This window comes from Streptomyces sp. B5E4 (genome assembly GCF_039871555.1).
Taxonomy (GTDB): Bacteria; Actinomycetota; Actinomycetes; order Streptomycetales; family Streptomycetaceae; genus Streptomyces.
Map to the genome: position 1 here is coordinate 390,672 of NZ_JBDPMI010000001.1, position 14,967 is coordinate 405,638.

Sequence of the window (14,967 nt, forward strand, 5' to 3'; positions counted from 1 at the left end):
GCCGGCGCCGGGCGTCAGGCGTCAGGCGAGGGAGGCGACCAGCTCCGCGACGGGCTTGCGGCGGCCGGTGTAGAACGGCACCTCCTCGCGGACGTGCAGCCGCGCCTCGGACCCGCGCAGGTGGCGCATCAGGTCCACGATGCGGTGCAGCTCGTCGGCCTCGAAGGCGAGGATCCACTCGTAGTCGCCGAGGGAGAACGCGGGCACCGTGTTGGCGCGTACGTCCGGGAAGCCGCGGGCCATCTTGCCGTGGTCGGCGAGCATGCGGCGGCGGTCCTCGTCCGGCAGCAGGTACCAGTCGTAGGAGCGGACGAACGGGTACACGCTCACGTACGCGCGCGGGGTCTCGTCCGCGAGGAACGCCGGGATGTGCGACTTGTTGAACTCAGCGGGGCGGTGCAGCGCCATGTTCGACCAGACCGGGGTGAGGGCGCGGCCCAGGCGCGTGCGGCGGAAGAGGTTGTACGCCTCCTGCAGCGCCTCCGAGCTCTCCGCGTGCCACCAGATCATGACGTCCGCGTCGGCGCGCAGCCCCGACACGTCGTACGTGCCGCGCACGACGACGCCCTTCGCGGCGAGCTGCTCGAACAACTCGGTCACCTCGTCCGCGTAGCCGGCGCGGTCCTCGGGGAGGGTGTCGCGGAGCCGGAAGACGGACCAGAGGGTGTAACGGATGACCTCGTTGAGGTCCTTGGCCTTCTTGCCGGCGTTCGCGGAGCGGGACGGAGCCGCGGGCGCGTCCGCCGGCGGGGGGGTTGCGTCACTCATGCGGTCATTGTCCCAGGGCGCCCCAGCAGCTCGTCGGCGGCCCGGTGCGCACTGGCGATACAGGCGGGGATGCCCACGCCGTCGTAGAGCGCGCCGCACACCGCGAGCCCGGCGGGCAGCGCGCCGCGGATGCGCGCGACGCGGGCGTCGTGCCCGACCTCGTACTGCGGCAGCGCGCTCTGCCAGCGGCTGACGCGGCTCGCGACGGGGCGGGCGGCGAGCCCGGTGGCGGCGCGGAGGTCGTCCAGGGAGGCGGTGACGAGGTCGGCGTCGTCCCGTTCGAGGGTCTTCTCGTCGTCGATCCGGCCGACGGAGGTGCGCAGGAGGAAGAGGTCGTCGTCGCCGGCCCAGCGCCACTTGGCGGAGGAGAAGGTCGACGCCTTGATGGTCCGTCCGTCGACCGGCGGCACGAGGAAGCCGGTCCCGGCGGGCAACTCGGCCTCGGCCTCCCGGCGGGGGAGGGCGAGGGTGATCAGCGCCATGGAGGCATACCGCACTCCGTCGAACTCCGCGGCGGCCCGCGGCGCGAGGCCCCGCACCAGCCGGGCGCCGGCCGCGGCCGGGACGGCGAGCACGACGGCGTCGGCGTCGTAAGCACACCCTCCGGCGAGGACCCGCCAGCGGGCGGGGGCGGCCGGACGGCCGGGGACCCCCTGCCCCCGCTCCAGCGACGTGACCTCCGTGCCCTGGACGATCTCGCCGCCCGCCGCCCGTACCGCTTCGGCCACCGCGGTCGGCAGCCGGCCGACGCCGCCCTCGATGCCCGTGAAGACCGGCGCCCCGGCCGCGCCCGCCGCCGCGCCGCGGGCCTGCACCGCCCGGGCCGCGCCCAGCAGCGTCCGCTCCTCGCGCAGCGCCGCGAACAACTGCGGGACGGCGGCGCGCATCGACAGCCGGTACGCGTCGCCCGCGTACACCCCGCCGAGCAGCGGCTCCACCAGCCGGTCCGTGACCTCCGCGCCCAGCCGTTCGGCGACGAACGCGCCGATCGCCACGTCCTCGCCCGGCTCCGCGGGCGGCAGCTCCGCCTCGCGGGCGACCCGCGCCAGGCCCTCCGGCGACAGCACCTCCGCCGCCGCCAGCCGGTCCAGGTCGCCGGGGACGCCCATCACCTGGCCGCCGGGCAGCGGCCGCAGCCGCCCGCGGGTCCAGACCGCCGCGCCGCCCGCGGCCACCGGCTGCAGCGCGTCGGCGAGCCCCACCGCGCGGGCCAGATCGACCGCCTCCGGGCGGCGGGCGAGCAGGGCCTCCGCGCCGAGGTCGGCGGGCACCCCGGCCAGCTCGCCCGCGTGCAGCTTGCCGCCGAGCCGGGTCCCGGCCTCCAGCACCGTGACCCGCGCGCCGCCGGCCAGCAGCCGGTGCGCGGCGGCGAGTCCTGCGATGCCGCCGCCGACGACGACGACCCTGGGCGCCCCGTGCTCCGCGGGCTGTGCGCTGCTCATGGAAGCCACTGTGTCAGACCCCGCCGACACCCCCGTACGAGCCTGTGGACAACGCGCACCGACGCCGCGCAGACGGCTCCGGAGACGACCGCGAAGGAGCCCGCCGGGCGCCACGGGGTCCCGCGCCCGCGCGCGTTCGTGCCGGCACCGCGCCCTGCGCGTAGTCCGATCGTGACCCTTCCGGGACCCGCCGTACCGAACCTCCGCCCCCGCCGTTCCGTCGAATCAGCACACACCCGACACCTGGGGGGGTTCGATGACGCACGTACGTACCGGGACCAGACCCGCGCTCGCCGCCGCGCTGCTCGCCGCCGCGCTCGCCGTCGGCGGCTGTTCCGACAGCGGGGCGGACTCCGCTGAGGCCGGGGCCGCCCGGGACGACGCCAAGGCGGCGGCACCGCGCGAGGGCGGCGGCGCCGACTCCGGCGCTGCCGGTGACTCCGCCGCCTCGCCCGCACCCCGCGGCGGCGCCACCGCCGCCGACTCCGTCACGCTCGCGCCCCAGGCCCTCATCCGCACCGCGGAGATCACCGTACGCACCAGGGAACTGGCCGGCGCCGCGGACTCCGCGCGCACGCTCGCCGAGGGCGCCGGCGGCTACGTCGGCGACGAGTCGACCAGCAAGGAGCCCGGCGCGCCCGCGCGGGCCAGGCTCACCCTGCGGGTGTCGGCCGAGGAGTACGACGCCGTCCTCGGCGACCTCGCCGAGCTGGGCCGCGTCGTCCACCGCGAGGTGAAGGTGAAGGACGTCACCGACCAGGTCGTGGACGTCGACAGCCGGGTGCGGTCCCAGCGCGCGAGCGTCGACCGCATCAGGGACCTGATGGACGACGCCACCAAACTCGCTGACGTCGTCACCCTGGAGGGCGAACTCGGCAGCCGCCAGGCCGACCTGGAAGCGCTCCTCGCGCAGCAGTCCTCGCTCCAGGAGCGCACCGCGCTCGGCACGATCACCCTGGAGCTGCGCCGGCCCGCCGCCGCGCCGCCGGCCGACGAGGACGACGGCACCGGCGTCACGGATGCGCTGGCAGGCGGCTGGGACGCCTTCGTCACGGGGCTGCGCGGGGTGCTGATCGCGGTCTCCGCGTCGCTGCCCTTCGCCGCCCTCCTCGTCCTGCTCGTCCTGGCCTGGCGGTGGCTGCGCCCCCGGCTGCCGCGGCGGCACGTCAACCCGCCGCCCAGTCCCTTTCCCGGACAGCCGACACCCCACGGCAGCGAGTCGGAGTAACCAGACGTAGCGTGTCCTTCACGGCGACGAAAGGGAGCGTCATGGGGGCCAAGCAGCGGATGGTGGTCATCGGCGGCGATGCGGCGGGCATGTCCGCGGCGTCGCAGGCGCGCCGGATGAGGACGCCGGACGAGCTGGAGATCACCGCGTTCGAGCGCGGCCGGTTCACGTCGTACTCCGCCTGCGGCATTCCGTACTGGGTCGGCGGCGAGGTCGCCGAGCGGGACCAGCTCATCGCCCGCAGCCCGGAGGAGCACCGGCGGCGCGGCATCGACCTGCGGATGCGTACCGAGGTCACCGAGATCGACCTCGACCGGCAGTGCGTACGCACCCGGGCCCTCGACGAGGAGGGCGGCACCCAGGAGCGCTGGCACGGCTTCGACCACCTGGTCATCGCCACCGGCGCCCGCCCGCTGCGCCCCCCGCTGCCCGGCATCGACGCCCCCGGGGTGCACGGCGTGCAGAGCCTGGACGACGGCCAGGAACTGCTGGACCGGCTGGAGAAGCAGCAGGTGCGGCACGCGGTCGTGGTCGGCGCCGGGTACATCGGCGTGGAGATGGCGGAGGCGTTCTGCCACCGGGGCATCCACGTCACGGTCCTGGAGCGCGCCGAACAGCCCATGAACACCCTCGACCCCGACATGGGCACGCTGGTGCACGAGGCGATGAACGGCAACGGCATCACGACCGTCACCGGCGCCGAGGTCACCGAGATCCTCACCGGCACGGACGGCGAGGTGCGCGGCGTGGCCACGGCGCAGGGCGAGTACCCGGCGGACGTCGTCGTGCTGGGTCTCGGAGTGCGCCCGGAGACCGGGCTCGCGCGGGACGCGGGGCTGCCGCTGGGCGAGTCCGGCGGGCTGCTGACCGACCTGGCGATGCGGGTGCGGGGGCAGGAGAACGTATGGGCCGGCGGCGACTGCGTCGAGGTGCTCGACCTGGTGTCGGGCCGCGAGCGGTACGTCCCGCTGGGCACGCACGCCAACAAGCACGGGCAGGTCATCGGCCGCAATGTCGGCGGCGGCTTCGGCACGTTCCCCGGCGTGGTCGGCACGGCCGTCAGCAAGGTGTGCGATCTGGAGATCGCCCGTACGGGTCTGCTGGAGGCGCAGGCGAGCGAGGTGGGCCTGCAGTACGTGACGGTGACCATCCGGTCCACCAGCCGCGCCGGTTACTACCCGCGGGCCGCGCCGATGCACGTGAAGATGCTCGCGGAGCGGCGCACGGGGCGGCTGCTCGGCGTGCAGATCGTCGGCCGCGAGGGTGCGGGCAAGCGGGTGGACATCGCGGCGGTGGCGCTGACGGCGGGCATGACGGTCGAGCAGATGACGGCCCTGGACCTGGGGTACGCGCCGCCGTTCTCGCCGGTCTGGGACCCGGTGCTGGTCGCGGCGCGCAAGGCGGCGGCGGCGGTCGCGGAGGACGCGCGCGAGAGCGACGGCGGCTGACGGAACGGCGGCTGGTCGCCTCTCGGTCCGGCCTCCCGGACGGTACGGGCCGGGGCGCGCGCCTCCGGCGTCGCGCGCCGGTGTGAAGCGCCGTGCCGGGCTGACAGCCGTGCCGCGGTGGGCCGCGCGGCGGGCGCGGCGCCAGGCGCCTTACGCGCGCGTGCCCGTACGGCGGCGGGTCAGCCGGTACGCAGCGCGGGGTGGTCGGCGACGACCGTGCAACTGCCCGCGGCGATCTCCGTGTACCCGGCGTCCCTGACGACCGGCAGCCCGCTGACGACCAGCTCCGCCCAGCGCTCCGGCGCCGGGGTGCGGACGGCGAGGGGGAAGCCGGCGGCGCGCCAGGCCACGCGGTCCGCGTCGGGCAGCTCCCACCAGGCGAGTTGGGCGCCGTGGCCCGCCTGGGCCATGGCCTTGCCCGCGGTCATGTCGAGCCCCGGCGCGAGCCACAGCACCGGGACGCCGGCCGGGGGCGGGGCAGGGGGCTCGGGGTCGTCGAGGTCGGTGCCGGAGACCTGGAGCCGGGCGAGGTCCTTGGGCCAGCCGTCGAGCGGTACGGGCGGGAAGACCCGCACCTCGGCGGCGCCGGTCCCCCCGGGGCTCCCCGCGGCGCCCGTGCCGTTCCCCGCGGCCGCGGCCCGGCCCGGTGCCGACGTCACCGTGATCCCCGGCAGCGCCTCCGCCCGGCGCCACTCCGCGCCCCGCGCCCGCCGCACCACCTTGCGGATCCTGGCGTCCTGCCAGTCCCGTACCGCCTGGGCCCACGGGCCCTCGCCCGCGCTGCGCTCGTCCGCCAGCAGGATCAGCACCGCGCGCGCCGCCGTCTGGAGCGCGTCGGTGCGCGTGGGCGGACTGCCGCGCTCGATGCGGACGACGAGGGGGAGGACGAACTGCGGCAGCTCGTCGCGGCTCACCGCCTCGTGCGGGAAGGGGCTGGTCTCGGCGCTGGTCACGCGATCAAGTGTGCCAGGGGCGCAGCCCGCTTGGCGGAGGGAGGGATTCCGGCGGATCATGCCCGTATGCGCAGTGATTTGTTCGCGAAGGAAAACATGGCCGAGCCTGCGACACAGGTCGGCATGACTCTGCAGAACTCCAAGTCGATCAAGTACGCCGTCAACGGCGAGTGCCTGGCCCGCCAGGGCGCGATGATCGCCTACCGGGGCAACCTGCAGTTCGAGAAGAAGGGCCAGGGGGCGGGGCAGTTCCTCAAGCGCGCGGTCACCGGCGAGGGCCTGGCGCTCATGTCGGTGAAGGGGCAGGGGGAGTGCTGGTTCGCGCTCAGCGCGGCCAACTGCTTCATCCTGGACTTCGACCAGCCGAACGACAGCCTCACGCTCAACGGGCGCAACGTGCTGTGCTTCGACGCGACGCTGTCGTACGACATCAAGGTGGTCAAGGGCGCGGGTATGGCGGGCGGCGGGCTGTTCAACAGCGTGTTCACCGGCCAGGGCCGGCTGGGCGTGGTCTGCGACGGCACCCCGATCGTCATCCCCGTCTCGCCCGGCTACCCGGTCTTCGTCGACACCGACGCCGTCGTCGGCTGGAGCACCCAGCTCCAGACGGGGCTGCACCGCTCGCAGAGCTTCGGGTCGATGATCCGCGGCGGCTCCGGCGAGGTCATGCAGCTCCGGCTGGACGGCGAGGGCTTCGTCGTGGTGCGGCCGAGCGAGACCGGCACGGGGGCGCCCACCGGGTGACCCGGCGCGCCGCGGCGGCAGGAACGGCAGGAGTGCCGGCACCGCCGCGGCCTGTCCCGTACGGGCCTCAGGGCGCCGCCATCAGCTCCGAGACCCTGGCGAGGCCGTAGCCGCGCCGGCGCAGCTCCGGCACGATCTCGCGCACCGCCTGCTCCGTGACCGGCGCCGCGCTGCGCGTGACGTGCAGGACGACCACCGACCCCGGCCGCACCCGCGTCAGCACCTCCTCCGCCACCGCGCCCGGGTCGGTGGCGAAGGCGTCGCCGCTGGAGACGTCCCACTGCACGGCGGTCACACCCGTCGGGGCGAGGGCGCGCAGCGCTTCGTCGTCGTAACAGCCGCCGGGAAAGCGGAAGTACGGGACGGGCGCCGGCACGCCTGCGCGGCGCAGTTCGGCGAAGGTGCGCTCGACCTCGGCGCGCATGGCGCCGGGGTCGACCTCGGGCAGTCCGTAGCAGGGGGTGGCGAAGGCGCGGTGGCTGTAGGAGTGGTTGGCCACCTCGAAGAGGGGGTCGCGGCCGATGGCGCGGGCCTGGTCGGGGTAGCGGGCGGCCCAGGTGCCGGTCATGAAGACGGTCGCGGGCACCTTCAGTTGCCGTAGCGCGGCGATGAGCCCGGGGTTGTCGAACTGCTCGCCGGCATCGGCCCGGTCGTGCTGGTCGGCCATCATGTCGGCGTCGAAGGTGAGCGCGACGCGCTTGGCGCCCGCGCCCCGGCGCGCGCCGTGCCGCCACACCGGCGCGAGCCCCGCGCGGGCCGCCTTGGCCTCCCCGCGCGCCGCGCGCCGGGTCCCGCCCTGAGTCCCGCCCTCCGGCTCCCTCGGCGCTCGCGCCGTCCCGTATGCCGCCGGGTGGTCGCTGTACTCCCGTGCGGCGGGCGCGCCGACCGGCGCCGAGGGGGCCGAGGGCGCGGAGGGCTCGGCGCACGCCGGGAGGAAGAGGGCGAGCAGCGCGACGAGGGCCGCGCGGGCAGGGCGCGGGCGCCGGAAGTGGATCATGGGGGGAGCGTAAGAGCGCTCCCGGGGGCGCGCGCGCCGGAGCGAGCGCCCGGGTGAACGGGGTACGACACGCCGCGGCGCCGTGCCGATGCCGCCTTGTGCGGTGCGCCGGGTGCCGGGCGGGCTACCGCCAGGGTCCGGTGATGGCGAACGTGGTGCCGGGCGCGTAGCAGTTCACGTACATCGTCCGGCCGTTCGGCGAGAACGCGACGCCGGCGAACTCGCCGTACTCCGGGTCCTCCGCGCTGCCCGTGTTCTGCCGGTTGCGCGCCACCGCGAAGACCTCGCCGCGCCGCGAGACGCCGTACACGTGCTGCTCACCGCCGCCGTCCTCGCAGAGGAACAGGCCGCCCGAGGGTGACAGGGCGATGTTGTCCGGGGACTCGCCGGGGGTGTCGACGCCGTGGTCGGGGCCGAAGCGGATGACGAGCTTCAGCTCGTTGGTCCGCGGGGTGTAGCGCCACACCTGGCCGAAGTGGTCGCCGCCCGAGCCCTCGGAGGACTTGGCGAAGCTGGAGACGAAGTACACGGAGTTGCCGCCCCAGTAGCAGCCCTCCAGCTTCTGGGCGTGCGACATCGCCCGCCCGAAGTCCTGGTGGCGGATCGGGGTCTCGGCCGCCAGCGGGTCGGGGACCTCGATCCACTCGACGTTGTCGAACGTGGTGCCGATCTCCTCGACCACCGACAGGTCCGGCACGTCCGGCACCCGCATGGCCTGCAGTTCGCCGCCGGCCCGCAGGGAGCCGAGGCCGCCCTTGGGCTTCTTCGGCAGGAAGCGGTAGAACAGCCCGAACGGGTGCTGGAAGGCGTCCTCCGTCTCGTAGACGACGCCGTTGGACGGGTCGAAGGCGACGGCCTCGTGCTGGAAGCGGCCCATCGCGGCGAGCGGCTCGGCGCCGCTCTCGTGCGGGTCGACGGGGTCGACCTCGAAGATGAAGCCGTGGTCCTTGGTGTAGCCGTTGGTGCCGGCCTTGTCCTCGGTCTCCTCGCAGGTCAGCCAGGTGCCCCAGAGGCTGGGGCCGCCGGCGCAGTTGACCGCGGTGCCGGCGATGCCCACGCGCTCGCCTTCGAGTTCGCCGTTGCGGTCGACCTCCAGCACGGTGCAGCCGCCCATGCCCATCGGGTCGTACGTCAGGCCGTCGATGGCGGGGACGCGGTGGGATGCGGTGGGGCGGTTCTCGTGGTTGCGGACGAGCCGGACGTCGCCGCCGCGGGCGCGGAAGGCGGCCATGCCGTCGTGGTTGCTGGGCACGGCGCCCTCGCCGGAGAGCAGTTGGTCGCCCTCGCGGGAGAGCACCCGGTACTCGAAGCCCTTGGGGAGGTCCAGGAGGCCGTTGGGGTCGGGGACGAGCGGGCCGTAGCCGGCGTCCTTCGGGGCGTGCGCGGCGGCGGTGCCGGCATACAGCTCGGAGACGCTTCCGGTGAAGGCGATTCCGGCGCCCAGCGCGCCGGTACGGGCGAGAACCTGACGTCGTGTTGCTGCCATGCGGAAAGACCAACTCCCTGCTGACGGACAGGAAAACGGTGACCAGACCGTGTGTACCACTCGGTGAACTGAAAGTGAACCAGGTGAGGGGTGTGTGAAGGGTCTACTCCTGTGGCGGATGTGTGCCGTCACTGCCGCCGGCCGTCGCGGAGTCGTCCGCGGTGTCCCGTTCGTCCATGTCGGGGCGGGCGTCGCGGGCCAGCGCGGTGAGCCGGGATATCGCGCGAAAGTACTTCTTGCGGTACCCGCCGGCGAGCATGCCGTCGCCGAAGAGCCGGTCGAACGGCACGCCGGAGGCGAGCACCGGTATCTCCCGGTCGTACAGCCGGTCGGCGAGCACCACGAGCCGCAGCGCCGTGGCCTCGTCGGCCACCGGCCGTACGCCGGTCAGGCAGACGGTGCGTACACCGTCGGTCAGGGCGCCGTAGCGGCTGGGGTGGACCCGGGCGAGGTGGCCGAGGAGGTCGGGGAAGGCGTCGAGCGTGGCGCCGGGGACGGTGTGGGCGGCGCGGGTGACGGCCTCGTCCGGCAGCGGGGCGGGGGAGGCGGGCAGGCCGCGGTGGCGGTAGTCGTCGCCGTCGATGCGCAGGGGGCGGAAGCGGGCCGCCAGGCCCTGTATCTCGCGCAGGAAGTCGGCCGCGGCGAAGCGGCCCTCGCCCAGCTTGCCCGGCAGGGTGTTGGACGTGGCGGCCAGCGCGACGCCGGAGTCGACGAGCTTGCCGAGGAGGCTGGAGACCAGCACGGTGTCGCCGGGGTCGTCGAGCTCGAACTCGTCGATGCACAGCAGCCGGTGGTCCCCGAGGGTGCGTACCGTCTGCTGGAAGCCCAGCGCGCCCACCAGGTTCGTCAGCTCGACGAAGGTGCAAAAGCCCTTCCGCTCGGGCACCGCCTCGGTGGCGTGCCAGAGCGAGGCCAGCAGGTGCGTCTTGCCGACGCCGAAGCCGCCGTCCAGATACACCCCGCGCGGCCCGGCCGGCTCCTTCGGCGCCCGCCGCCACCACGGCCGCCGGCCTCCCCCACCGGCTACGCCCTCACCGGCGGGGGTACCCCCACCTCGGCGGACGGCGCCGCCGCCGAGCCCGGCGGCGAAGGCGGCGAGGGCGCGTACGGCCTCGGCCTGGCTGGGGCGGGCCGGGTCCGGGACGTAGGTCGAGAAGCGCACCGCGTCGAAGCGCGGCGGCGGCACCAGCTCGGCGACCAGCCGTTCGGCGGGCACGCGCGGCTCGCGGCCGGTGAGCGTGCCGGGGGCTATGCCGCCGGGCGTGTCGGCGGTGGAGGCGGAGGCGGAAGGGGGCACCTTCTCACTGTACGGCCGCCGCCTCGGCAAGCCGTACACCAGTACGTCATGCCACACTGCCGCATATGCGCCGCCTGCTGCCCGTGCCACCGGACCCGTCCGCCCTCGCCGACCGTGAGTGGTCCCTGGACGAGCTCGCGGACGCCTATGCCTATCCCGCGGGGGACGGCGTCTGGCTACGGGCCAACATGGTCAGCTCCGTCGACGGCGCCGCCGCCGCCGGCGGGCGCTCCCAGCCGCTGTCGTCCCCGGCGGACATGCGCCTTTTCGGCGTGCTGCGCGCGCTGGCGGATGTGATCGTCGTGGGTGCAGAAACGGTACGCCTGGAGGGGTACCGGCCGGTCCGCGTCCGCGAGGCCTTCGCCGCCCGCAGGGCCGCGGCAGGCCAGACCCCAGCGCCGCCCGTCGCGATCCTCTCCGCCTCCCTCGCCCTGGACTTCTCGCTGCCGCTGTTCACCGCGCCGGCCGTGCCGACGCTGCTGCTCACGGGCGCGCAGGCGCCCGCGGAACGGGTGGCGGCGGCCCGGGCCGCGGGGGTGGAGGTCGTGGTCGCGGGGGAGGGCCGGGGCGCCGCCCCGGCGGCGGCCGTCGCCGCGCTCGCCGAGCGCGGGCACCGGCGGCTGCTGACGGAGGGCGGTCCCTCGGTGCTGGGCGGCTTCGCCCAGGCGGGGGTGCTCGACGAGCTGTGCCTGACCCTGGCACCCCGGATGGCGCTCGGGGACGCCCCCCGGATCATGCGCGGCGCCGCCCCGCAGGCGGAGCCGCTGGGCCTCGGTCTGGAGTCGGTCATGGAGGAGGCCGGCTTCCTGTTCACCCGTTACCGTCGGTTCTGACAATCTGCGGAATATCCCGTTCCGCTTAGCCGTGCTGGGGCAGACTAGGTCGGCAGGATCGTTTCTGACGTGGTCTGTGTGCCTGTGCGGAAGAAGGGCGTTCATCGTGTTCACCACCGTCCTGATGATCGAGAAGCCGCTCGCACCCGTGGATGTGGAGATGGTCACCACGCTCCACGGTCAGGAGCCCGTCAGCTTCGTCGTGCTGCTGCAACCCCGCGGAGACCAGGGAGTGCTGTTGCGGGCGCTCGACGACGTGGCCCTCGGAGAGCTGGAGGACGCGGTCCGCGAGTCGGACGAGCCGGAGGGGCACGAGGCGCTGCCCACCGCCAAGCTGGCCCTGGAGCACTCCCTGCAGGCGCTGCGCGAGCAGGGCGCGGAGGCGGTCGGCGAGATCGTCGACCGGCACCCGCTGGACCTGCTGACGTCCGTCGTGGAACAGACGCGGGCGGACGAGGTCATCGTGCTCACCGCACCGCACCTGGTGGAGGAGTTCTTCCATCGCGACTGGGCCTCCCGGGCCCGGCACAAGGTCGGCGTGCCGGTGCTCAAGCTCTTCGCCCACGAAGGCTGACCCGGTCCGCGGGCCCGCGGGGCCACGGCCCGCTCGCCCCCGGCGGTGGCACCGGAATGTCGGTGCGGGGTGCGAGAATCGTCGCGTCCCGCCCGAGCCCAAGGAGCGCACCACATGACCCCGGGGATCCCGCCCACGCTGGAGAGTCCGCACTTCGTCGGCATCGGCGGCGCCGGTATGTCGGGCATCGCCAAGATCCTCGCCCAGCGCGGCGCCGCCGTCGCCGGCAGCGACGCCCGCGAGTCAGGCGCCGTCGCCGCGCTCCGCGAGCTGGGCGCCGTCGTGCACCTCGGCCACGCCGCAGAGCACCTGGACCCCGGCGCCACCGCCGTCGTCGTCTCCTCCGCCATCCGCGAGGACAATCCCGAGCTGGCGGCCGCCCGCGCGCGCGGGCTGCCCGTCGTGCACCGCTCCGACGCGCTCGCCGCCGTCATGGACGGGCTGCGCCCCCTCGCCGTCGCCGGCACCCACGGCAAGACGACGACGACCTCGATGCTCGCCGTCGCCCTGCGCACCCTCGGCCGCGACCCGTCGTACGCCATCGGCGGCGACATCGACGCCCCCGGCTCCAACGCGCACCACGGCACCGGCGACCTCTTCGTCGCCGAGGCGGACGAAAGCGACCGCAGCTTCCACAAGTACGCGCCCGAGGTCGCCATCGTCCTCAACGTCGAGCTGGACCACCACGCCAACTACGCCTCGCTGGAGGAGATCTACGCCTCCTTCGAGACCTTCGCCGCCCGTATCGTCCCCGGCGGCACCCTCGTCGTCTCCGCCGACCACCCCGGCGCCCGCGAGCTGACCCGCCGGCTGGCCGTGAGCGGCGTGCGCACCGTCACCTACGGCGAGTCACCCGACGCCGACGCGCGCGTGCTCTCCGTCGCCCCGAAGGGCCTGGCCAGCGAGGTCACCGTGGTGCTCGACGGCGCGAAGCTCACCTTCGGCGTCTCCGTCCCCGGCCGCCACTACGCACACAACGCCGTCGCGGCGCTGGCCGCCGGTGCCGCGGCCGGCGTGCCCGCCGCGGAGCTGGCGCCGGCGCTGGCGTCCTTCACCGGCGTCGGCCGGCGGCTGCAGCCGAAGGGCACGGCCGCGGGCGTACGGGTCGTGGACACCTACGCGCACCACCCCACCGAGATGAGCGCCGACCTGGAGGCCGTACGGGCCGCCGCCGACGACGGCCACGGCGGCCGCTCCGGCCGCATCCTCGTCGTCTTCCAGCCGCACCTGTTCTCGCGCACCCGCGAGCTGGGCACCGAGATGGGCCAGGCCCTCGCGCTCGCAGACGCCTCGCTGGTGCTCGGCATCTATCCCGCCCGCGAAGACCCCATCCCCGGCGTGACCAGCGAGATCATCATCGAGGCGGCCCGCGCGCAGGGTGCCGACGTCACGTCCGTGCCCGACATGGCCGCCGTCCCGGGCCTGGTCGCCGGAATGGCGAAGCCCGGCGATCTCGTTCTCACCATGGGGGCAGGGGACGTCACCGAGCTGGGACCCCGGATCCTGTCCCGACTGGAGGGCTGAGATGACATACAAGGTCGACAAGCCGGACGAGCAGTGGCGCACGGAGCTGTCGCCCGAGGAGTACCGCGTGCTGCGGCAGGCGGGCACCGAGCCCGCCTTTACCGGCGAGTACACGGACACCAAGACCGAGGGCGTCTACGAGTGCCGCGCCTGCGGCGCGGAGCTGTTCCGCTCCACGGAGAAGTTCGAGAGCCACTGCGGCTGGCCGAGCTTCTACGATCCGGCGCAGAGCGAGGCCGTCGAGCTGCTGGAGGACCGCTCGCTGGGCATGGCCCGTACCGAGGTGCGCTGCGCCCGCTGCGGCTCCCACCTGGGCCACGTCTTCAGCGGCGAGGGCTACCCGACGCCGACCGACCAGCGCTACTGCATCAACTCCGTCTCCCTGCGGCTGCTGCCCGCGGATGAGTCCGCAGGCCGGTAACGGCCGGGAGCCTCCCGGGCCCGCCCCCGATACATGCGGGCCCGGGAGGCGCGAGAGCGCCCCGCGTCAGTCCTCGACGCGCTCGAACGGGGTCGGGGTCTCCCCCGTCCAGCGGTAGAGGTAGACCTCGCCCTCCTGCTTGCGCACGCCGTCCACGGTCACGGCCCGGCCCTCGGCGACGTAGTAGCGGCCGTCGCCCAGTGCGTCGATGCCGTAGTTGCCGTGGAACTCCCAGCCGCGCACGCCCGTCGCCGGGTCGTTCAGACCCGCGTCGCGCAGCGTGAGCAGCTCGCCCTTCTCGGGCTCGGCCTGGCCCCTGATCTCGCCGTGCACCGGCTTCTTCGAACCGTCGACGGTGAAGAACGAGTAGTTCGGGAAGCCCTCCTTCACGCCGTCGTAGACCGCCATGATCCAGTTGCGGGTGTACGGGTCGTACTGGAGGTTCTGCACGCCGTAGGTGGTGTTGCCGGTGTACGCGAAGTACTTGCCGTCCGTGCCCTTCGGGCCGCTGCGGTGCGGGTCGGCCTGCGACAGCGGGCGCTCGTAGCGGCGCCAGTCGCGCACGTCGTACTCCAGGACCACCTGGTGGTCGTTGTCCGCGCGCGTGGTGTTGGAGTACACGCCGTACGCGACCATCAGCTTCTGCACCCCGCCGCGCTTGCCGAACTCCGGGCCGAAGGAGACGCCGTCGATACCGGAGCAGCCGTAGCGGTGGTCGGGGGTGTTCGCGGTGTCGCCGTCGAAGACGCCGTCGCCGTTCATGTCGGCGGTGAAGTCCTCGACGACCTCCTCCAGGTGGACGGCGGTCATCACGCCGTCGGTCTCGGCGTCCATGCCGACCCGGTCGATCTTGTCCACATCGAAGACGGCGATGTAGAACGCCTCTTCCGCCTTGTATTCGAGCGAGCCGTAGACGCGGCCGTCGCGGTCGCTGAGGTCGATGTCGCCGAGGTGGCCGGTGAGGCCCTCGACGGTGCCGACGACGTTGCCGTCGAGGTCGGTCTTGACCAGCATCTGCGTGAACGACCAGTAGACATAACCGCGTTCGGTGTCGACGGTGACACCCTGGACGTGGCTCGTCGGCCACGCCCCGCCTTCGATATGGGTGGGCAGGTGGGGCGGGAGCGGCTTCGCCGCGGGGGTGGCCTCGGTGGCGGCGAAGCCTGCCGGTGCGGCGGTGAGGAGGAGGGCGGGGACGGCTATGCCGGCGACGACGGCCGCTTTGGCCGTACGGAACTTGCCGCGCATGCGG

14 protein-coding genes are annotated in these 14,967 nt (G+C 74.3%); 7 read left to right on the top strand and 7 right to left on the bottom strand.

The window, feature by feature from the left end:
- Positions 1-21: 21 nt before the first annotated feature.
- Together hemQ and hemG are read right to left on the bottom strand one after the other, a co-directional pair.
- The gene (hemQ, locus tag ABGA99_RS01565) at positions 22-768 is read right to left on the bottom strand and encodes a hydrogen peroxide-dependent heme synthase (protein ID WP_347581997.1); all 747 of its coding nucleotides are present in this window, start codon (positions 766-768) and stop codon (positions 22-24) included.
- Complete coding sequence (hemG, locus tag ABGA99_RS01570) at positions 765-2,210, bottom strand: protoporphyrinogen oxidase (protein WP_347581998.1); 1,446 nt, start codon at positions 2,208-2,210, stop codon at positions 765-767. Before hemG ends, hemQ begins: the two co-directional genes overlap by 4 nt.
- A 256-nt stretch (positions 2,211-2,466) precedes the next feature.
- On the opposite strand from hemG, the gene ABGA99_RS01575 reads away from it, so the two are divergent.
- Both ABGA99_RS01575 and ABGA99_RS01580 read left to right on the top strand, forming a co-directional pair.
- A complete protein-coding gene (locus ABGA99_RS01575; RefSeq protein ID WP_347581999.1) occupies positions 2,467-3,438 on the top strand; it encodes a DUF4349 domain-containing protein in 972 nt (323 codons plus the stop codon).
- Positions 3,439-3,479: 41 nt separating this feature from the next.
- Positions 3,480-4,886: an FAD-dependent oxidoreductase gene (locus tag ABGA99_RS01580; protein WP_347576058.1), complete on the top strand. Its 1,407-nt coding sequence runs from the start codon at positions 3,480-3,482 to the stop codon at positions 4,884-4,886.
- 179 nt (positions 4,887-5,065) lie between these two features.
- On the opposite strand, the gene ABGA99_RS01585 is transcribed toward ABGA99_RS01580, so the two are convergent.
- Entirely contained in the window at positions 5,066-5,839 is a 774-nt protein-coding gene (locus ABGA99_RS01585; protein WP_347582000.1) for a peptidyl-tRNA hydrolase, read from the bottom strand.
- 66 nt (positions 5,840-5,905) lie between these two features.
- On the opposite strand from ABGA99_RS01585, the gene ABGA99_RS01590 reads away from it, so the two are divergent.
- Entirely contained in the window at positions 5,906-6,583 is a 678-nt protein-coding gene (locus ABGA99_RS01590; protein WP_347576056.1) for an AIM24 family protein, read from the top strand.
- 67 nt (positions 6,584-6,650) lie between these two features.
- On the opposite strand, the gene ABGA99_RS01595 is transcribed toward ABGA99_RS01590, so the two are convergent.
- The 3 genes from ABGA99_RS01595 to zapE all read right to left on the bottom strand — a co-directional run bounded on the left by ABGA99_RS01595 (position 6,651) and on the right by zapE (position 10,363).
- Positions 6,651-7,580, bottom strand: a complete 930-nt coding sequence (locus tag ABGA99_RS01595) for a polysaccharide deacetylase family protein (protein WP_347582001.1) — start codon at positions 7,578-7,580, stop codon at positions 6,651-6,653.
- Positions 7,581-7,704: 124 nt separating this feature from the next.
- Positions 7,705-9,066 carry an alkaline phosphatase PhoX gene (locus ABGA99_RS01600; protein WP_347576054.1) on the bottom strand — a complete coding sequence of 454 codons (1,362 nt, stop codon included), beginning with the start codon at positions 9,064-9,066 and terminating at the stop codon, positions 7,705-7,707.
- Between the two features lie 103 nt (positions 9,067-9,169).
- Positions 9,170-10,363, bottom strand: coding sequence for a cell division protein ZapE (zapE, locus tag ABGA99_RS01605; protein WP_347576053.1), 1,194 nt, complete (start codon positions 10,361-10,363; stop codon positions 9,170-9,172).
- A gap of 65 nt (positions 10,364-10,428) precedes the next feature.
- On the opposite strand from zapE, the gene ABGA99_RS01610 reads away from it, so the two are divergent.
- The 4 genes from ABGA99_RS01610 (at position 10,429) to msrB (ending at position 13,715) form a co-directional block, all read left to right on the top strand.
- On the top strand, positions 10,429-11,196 hold the full coding sequence (locus tag ABGA99_RS01610) for a pyrimidine reductase family protein (RefSeq protein WP_347582002.1): 768 nt from the start codon (positions 10,429-10,431) through the stop codon (positions 11,194-11,196).
- Between the two features lie 106 nt (positions 11,197-11,302).
- Positions 11,303-11,770, top strand: coding sequence for an indole-3-glycerol phosphate synthase (locus tag ABGA99_RS01615; RefSeq protein ID WP_347576051.1), 468 nt, complete (start codon positions 11,303-11,305; stop codon positions 11,768-11,770).
- A 114-nt stretch (positions 11,771-11,884) separates the two neighbouring features.
- Positions 11,885-13,294 (top strand): UDP-N-acetylmuramate--L-alanine ligase, encoded by a 1,410-nt coding sequence (gene murC, locus ABGA99_RS01620; protein WP_347582003.1) that lies wholly within the window; start codon positions 11,885-11,887, stop codon positions 13,292-13,294.
- Position 13,295: 1 nt separating this feature from the next.
- Entirely contained in the window at positions 13,296-13,715 is a 420-nt protein-coding gene (msrB, locus tag ABGA99_RS01625; protein ID WP_347576049.1) for a peptide-methionine (R)-S-oxide reductase MsrB, read from the top strand.
- A gap of 66 nt (positions 13,716-13,781) precedes the next feature.
- On the opposite strand, the gene ABGA99_RS01630 is transcribed toward msrB, so the two are convergent.
- On the bottom strand, positions 13,782-14,963 hold the full coding sequence (locus tag ABGA99_RS01630) for a hypothetical protein (RefSeq protein ID WP_347582004.1): 1,182 nt from the start codon (positions 14,961-14,963) through the stop codon (positions 13,782-13,784).
- Positions 14,964-14,967 lie beyond the last annotated feature (4 nt).

Excerpts from the sequence above, each read along its gene's own strand:
- hemQ (WP_347581997.1), bottom strand. The coding sequence starts at position 768 with ATGAGTGACGCAACCCCCCCGCCGGCGGACGCGCCCGCGGCTCCGTCC.
- hemG (WP_347581998.1), bottom strand. The coding sequence starts at position 2,210 with ATGAGCAGCGCACAGCCCGCGGAGCACGGGGCGCCCAGGGTCGTCGTC.
- ABGA99_RS01575 (WP_347581999.1), top strand. The coding sequence starts at position 2,467 with ATGACGCACGTACGTACCGGGACCAGACCCGCGCTCGCCGCCGCGCTG.
- ABGA99_RS01580 (WP_347576058.1), top strand. The coding sequence starts at position 3,480 with ATGGGGGCCAAGCAGCGGATGGTGGTCATCGGCGGCGATGCGGCGGGC.
- ABGA99_RS01590 (WP_347576056.1), top strand. The coding sequence starts at position 5,906 with ATGCGCAGTGATTTGTTCGCGAAGGAAAACATGGCCGAGCCTGCGACA.
- ABGA99_RS01595 (WP_347582001.1), bottom strand. The coding sequence starts at position 7,580 with ATGATCCACTTCCGGCGCCCGCGCCCTGCCCGCGCGGCCCTCGTCGCG.
- ABGA99_RS01600 (WP_347576054.1), bottom strand. The coding sequence starts at position 9,066 with ATGGCAGCAACACGACGTCAGGTTCTCGCCCGTACCGGCGCGCTGGGC.
- ABGA99_RS01610 (WP_347582002.1), top strand. The coding sequence starts at position 10,429 with ATGCGCCGCCTGCTGCCCGTGCCACCGGACCCGTCCGCCCTCGCCGAC.
- murC (WP_347582003.1), top strand. The coding sequence starts at position 11,885 with ATGACCCCGGGGATCCCGCCCACGCTGGAGAGTCCGCACTTCGTCGGC.
- msrB (WP_347576049.1), top strand. The coding sequence starts at position 13,296 with ATGACATACAAGGTCGACAAGCCGGACGAGCAGTGGCGCACGGAGCTG.
- ABGA99_RS01630 (WP_347582004.1), bottom strand. The coding sequence starts at position 14,963 with ATGCGCGGCAAGTTCCGTACGGCCAAAGCGGCCGTCGTCGCCGGCATA.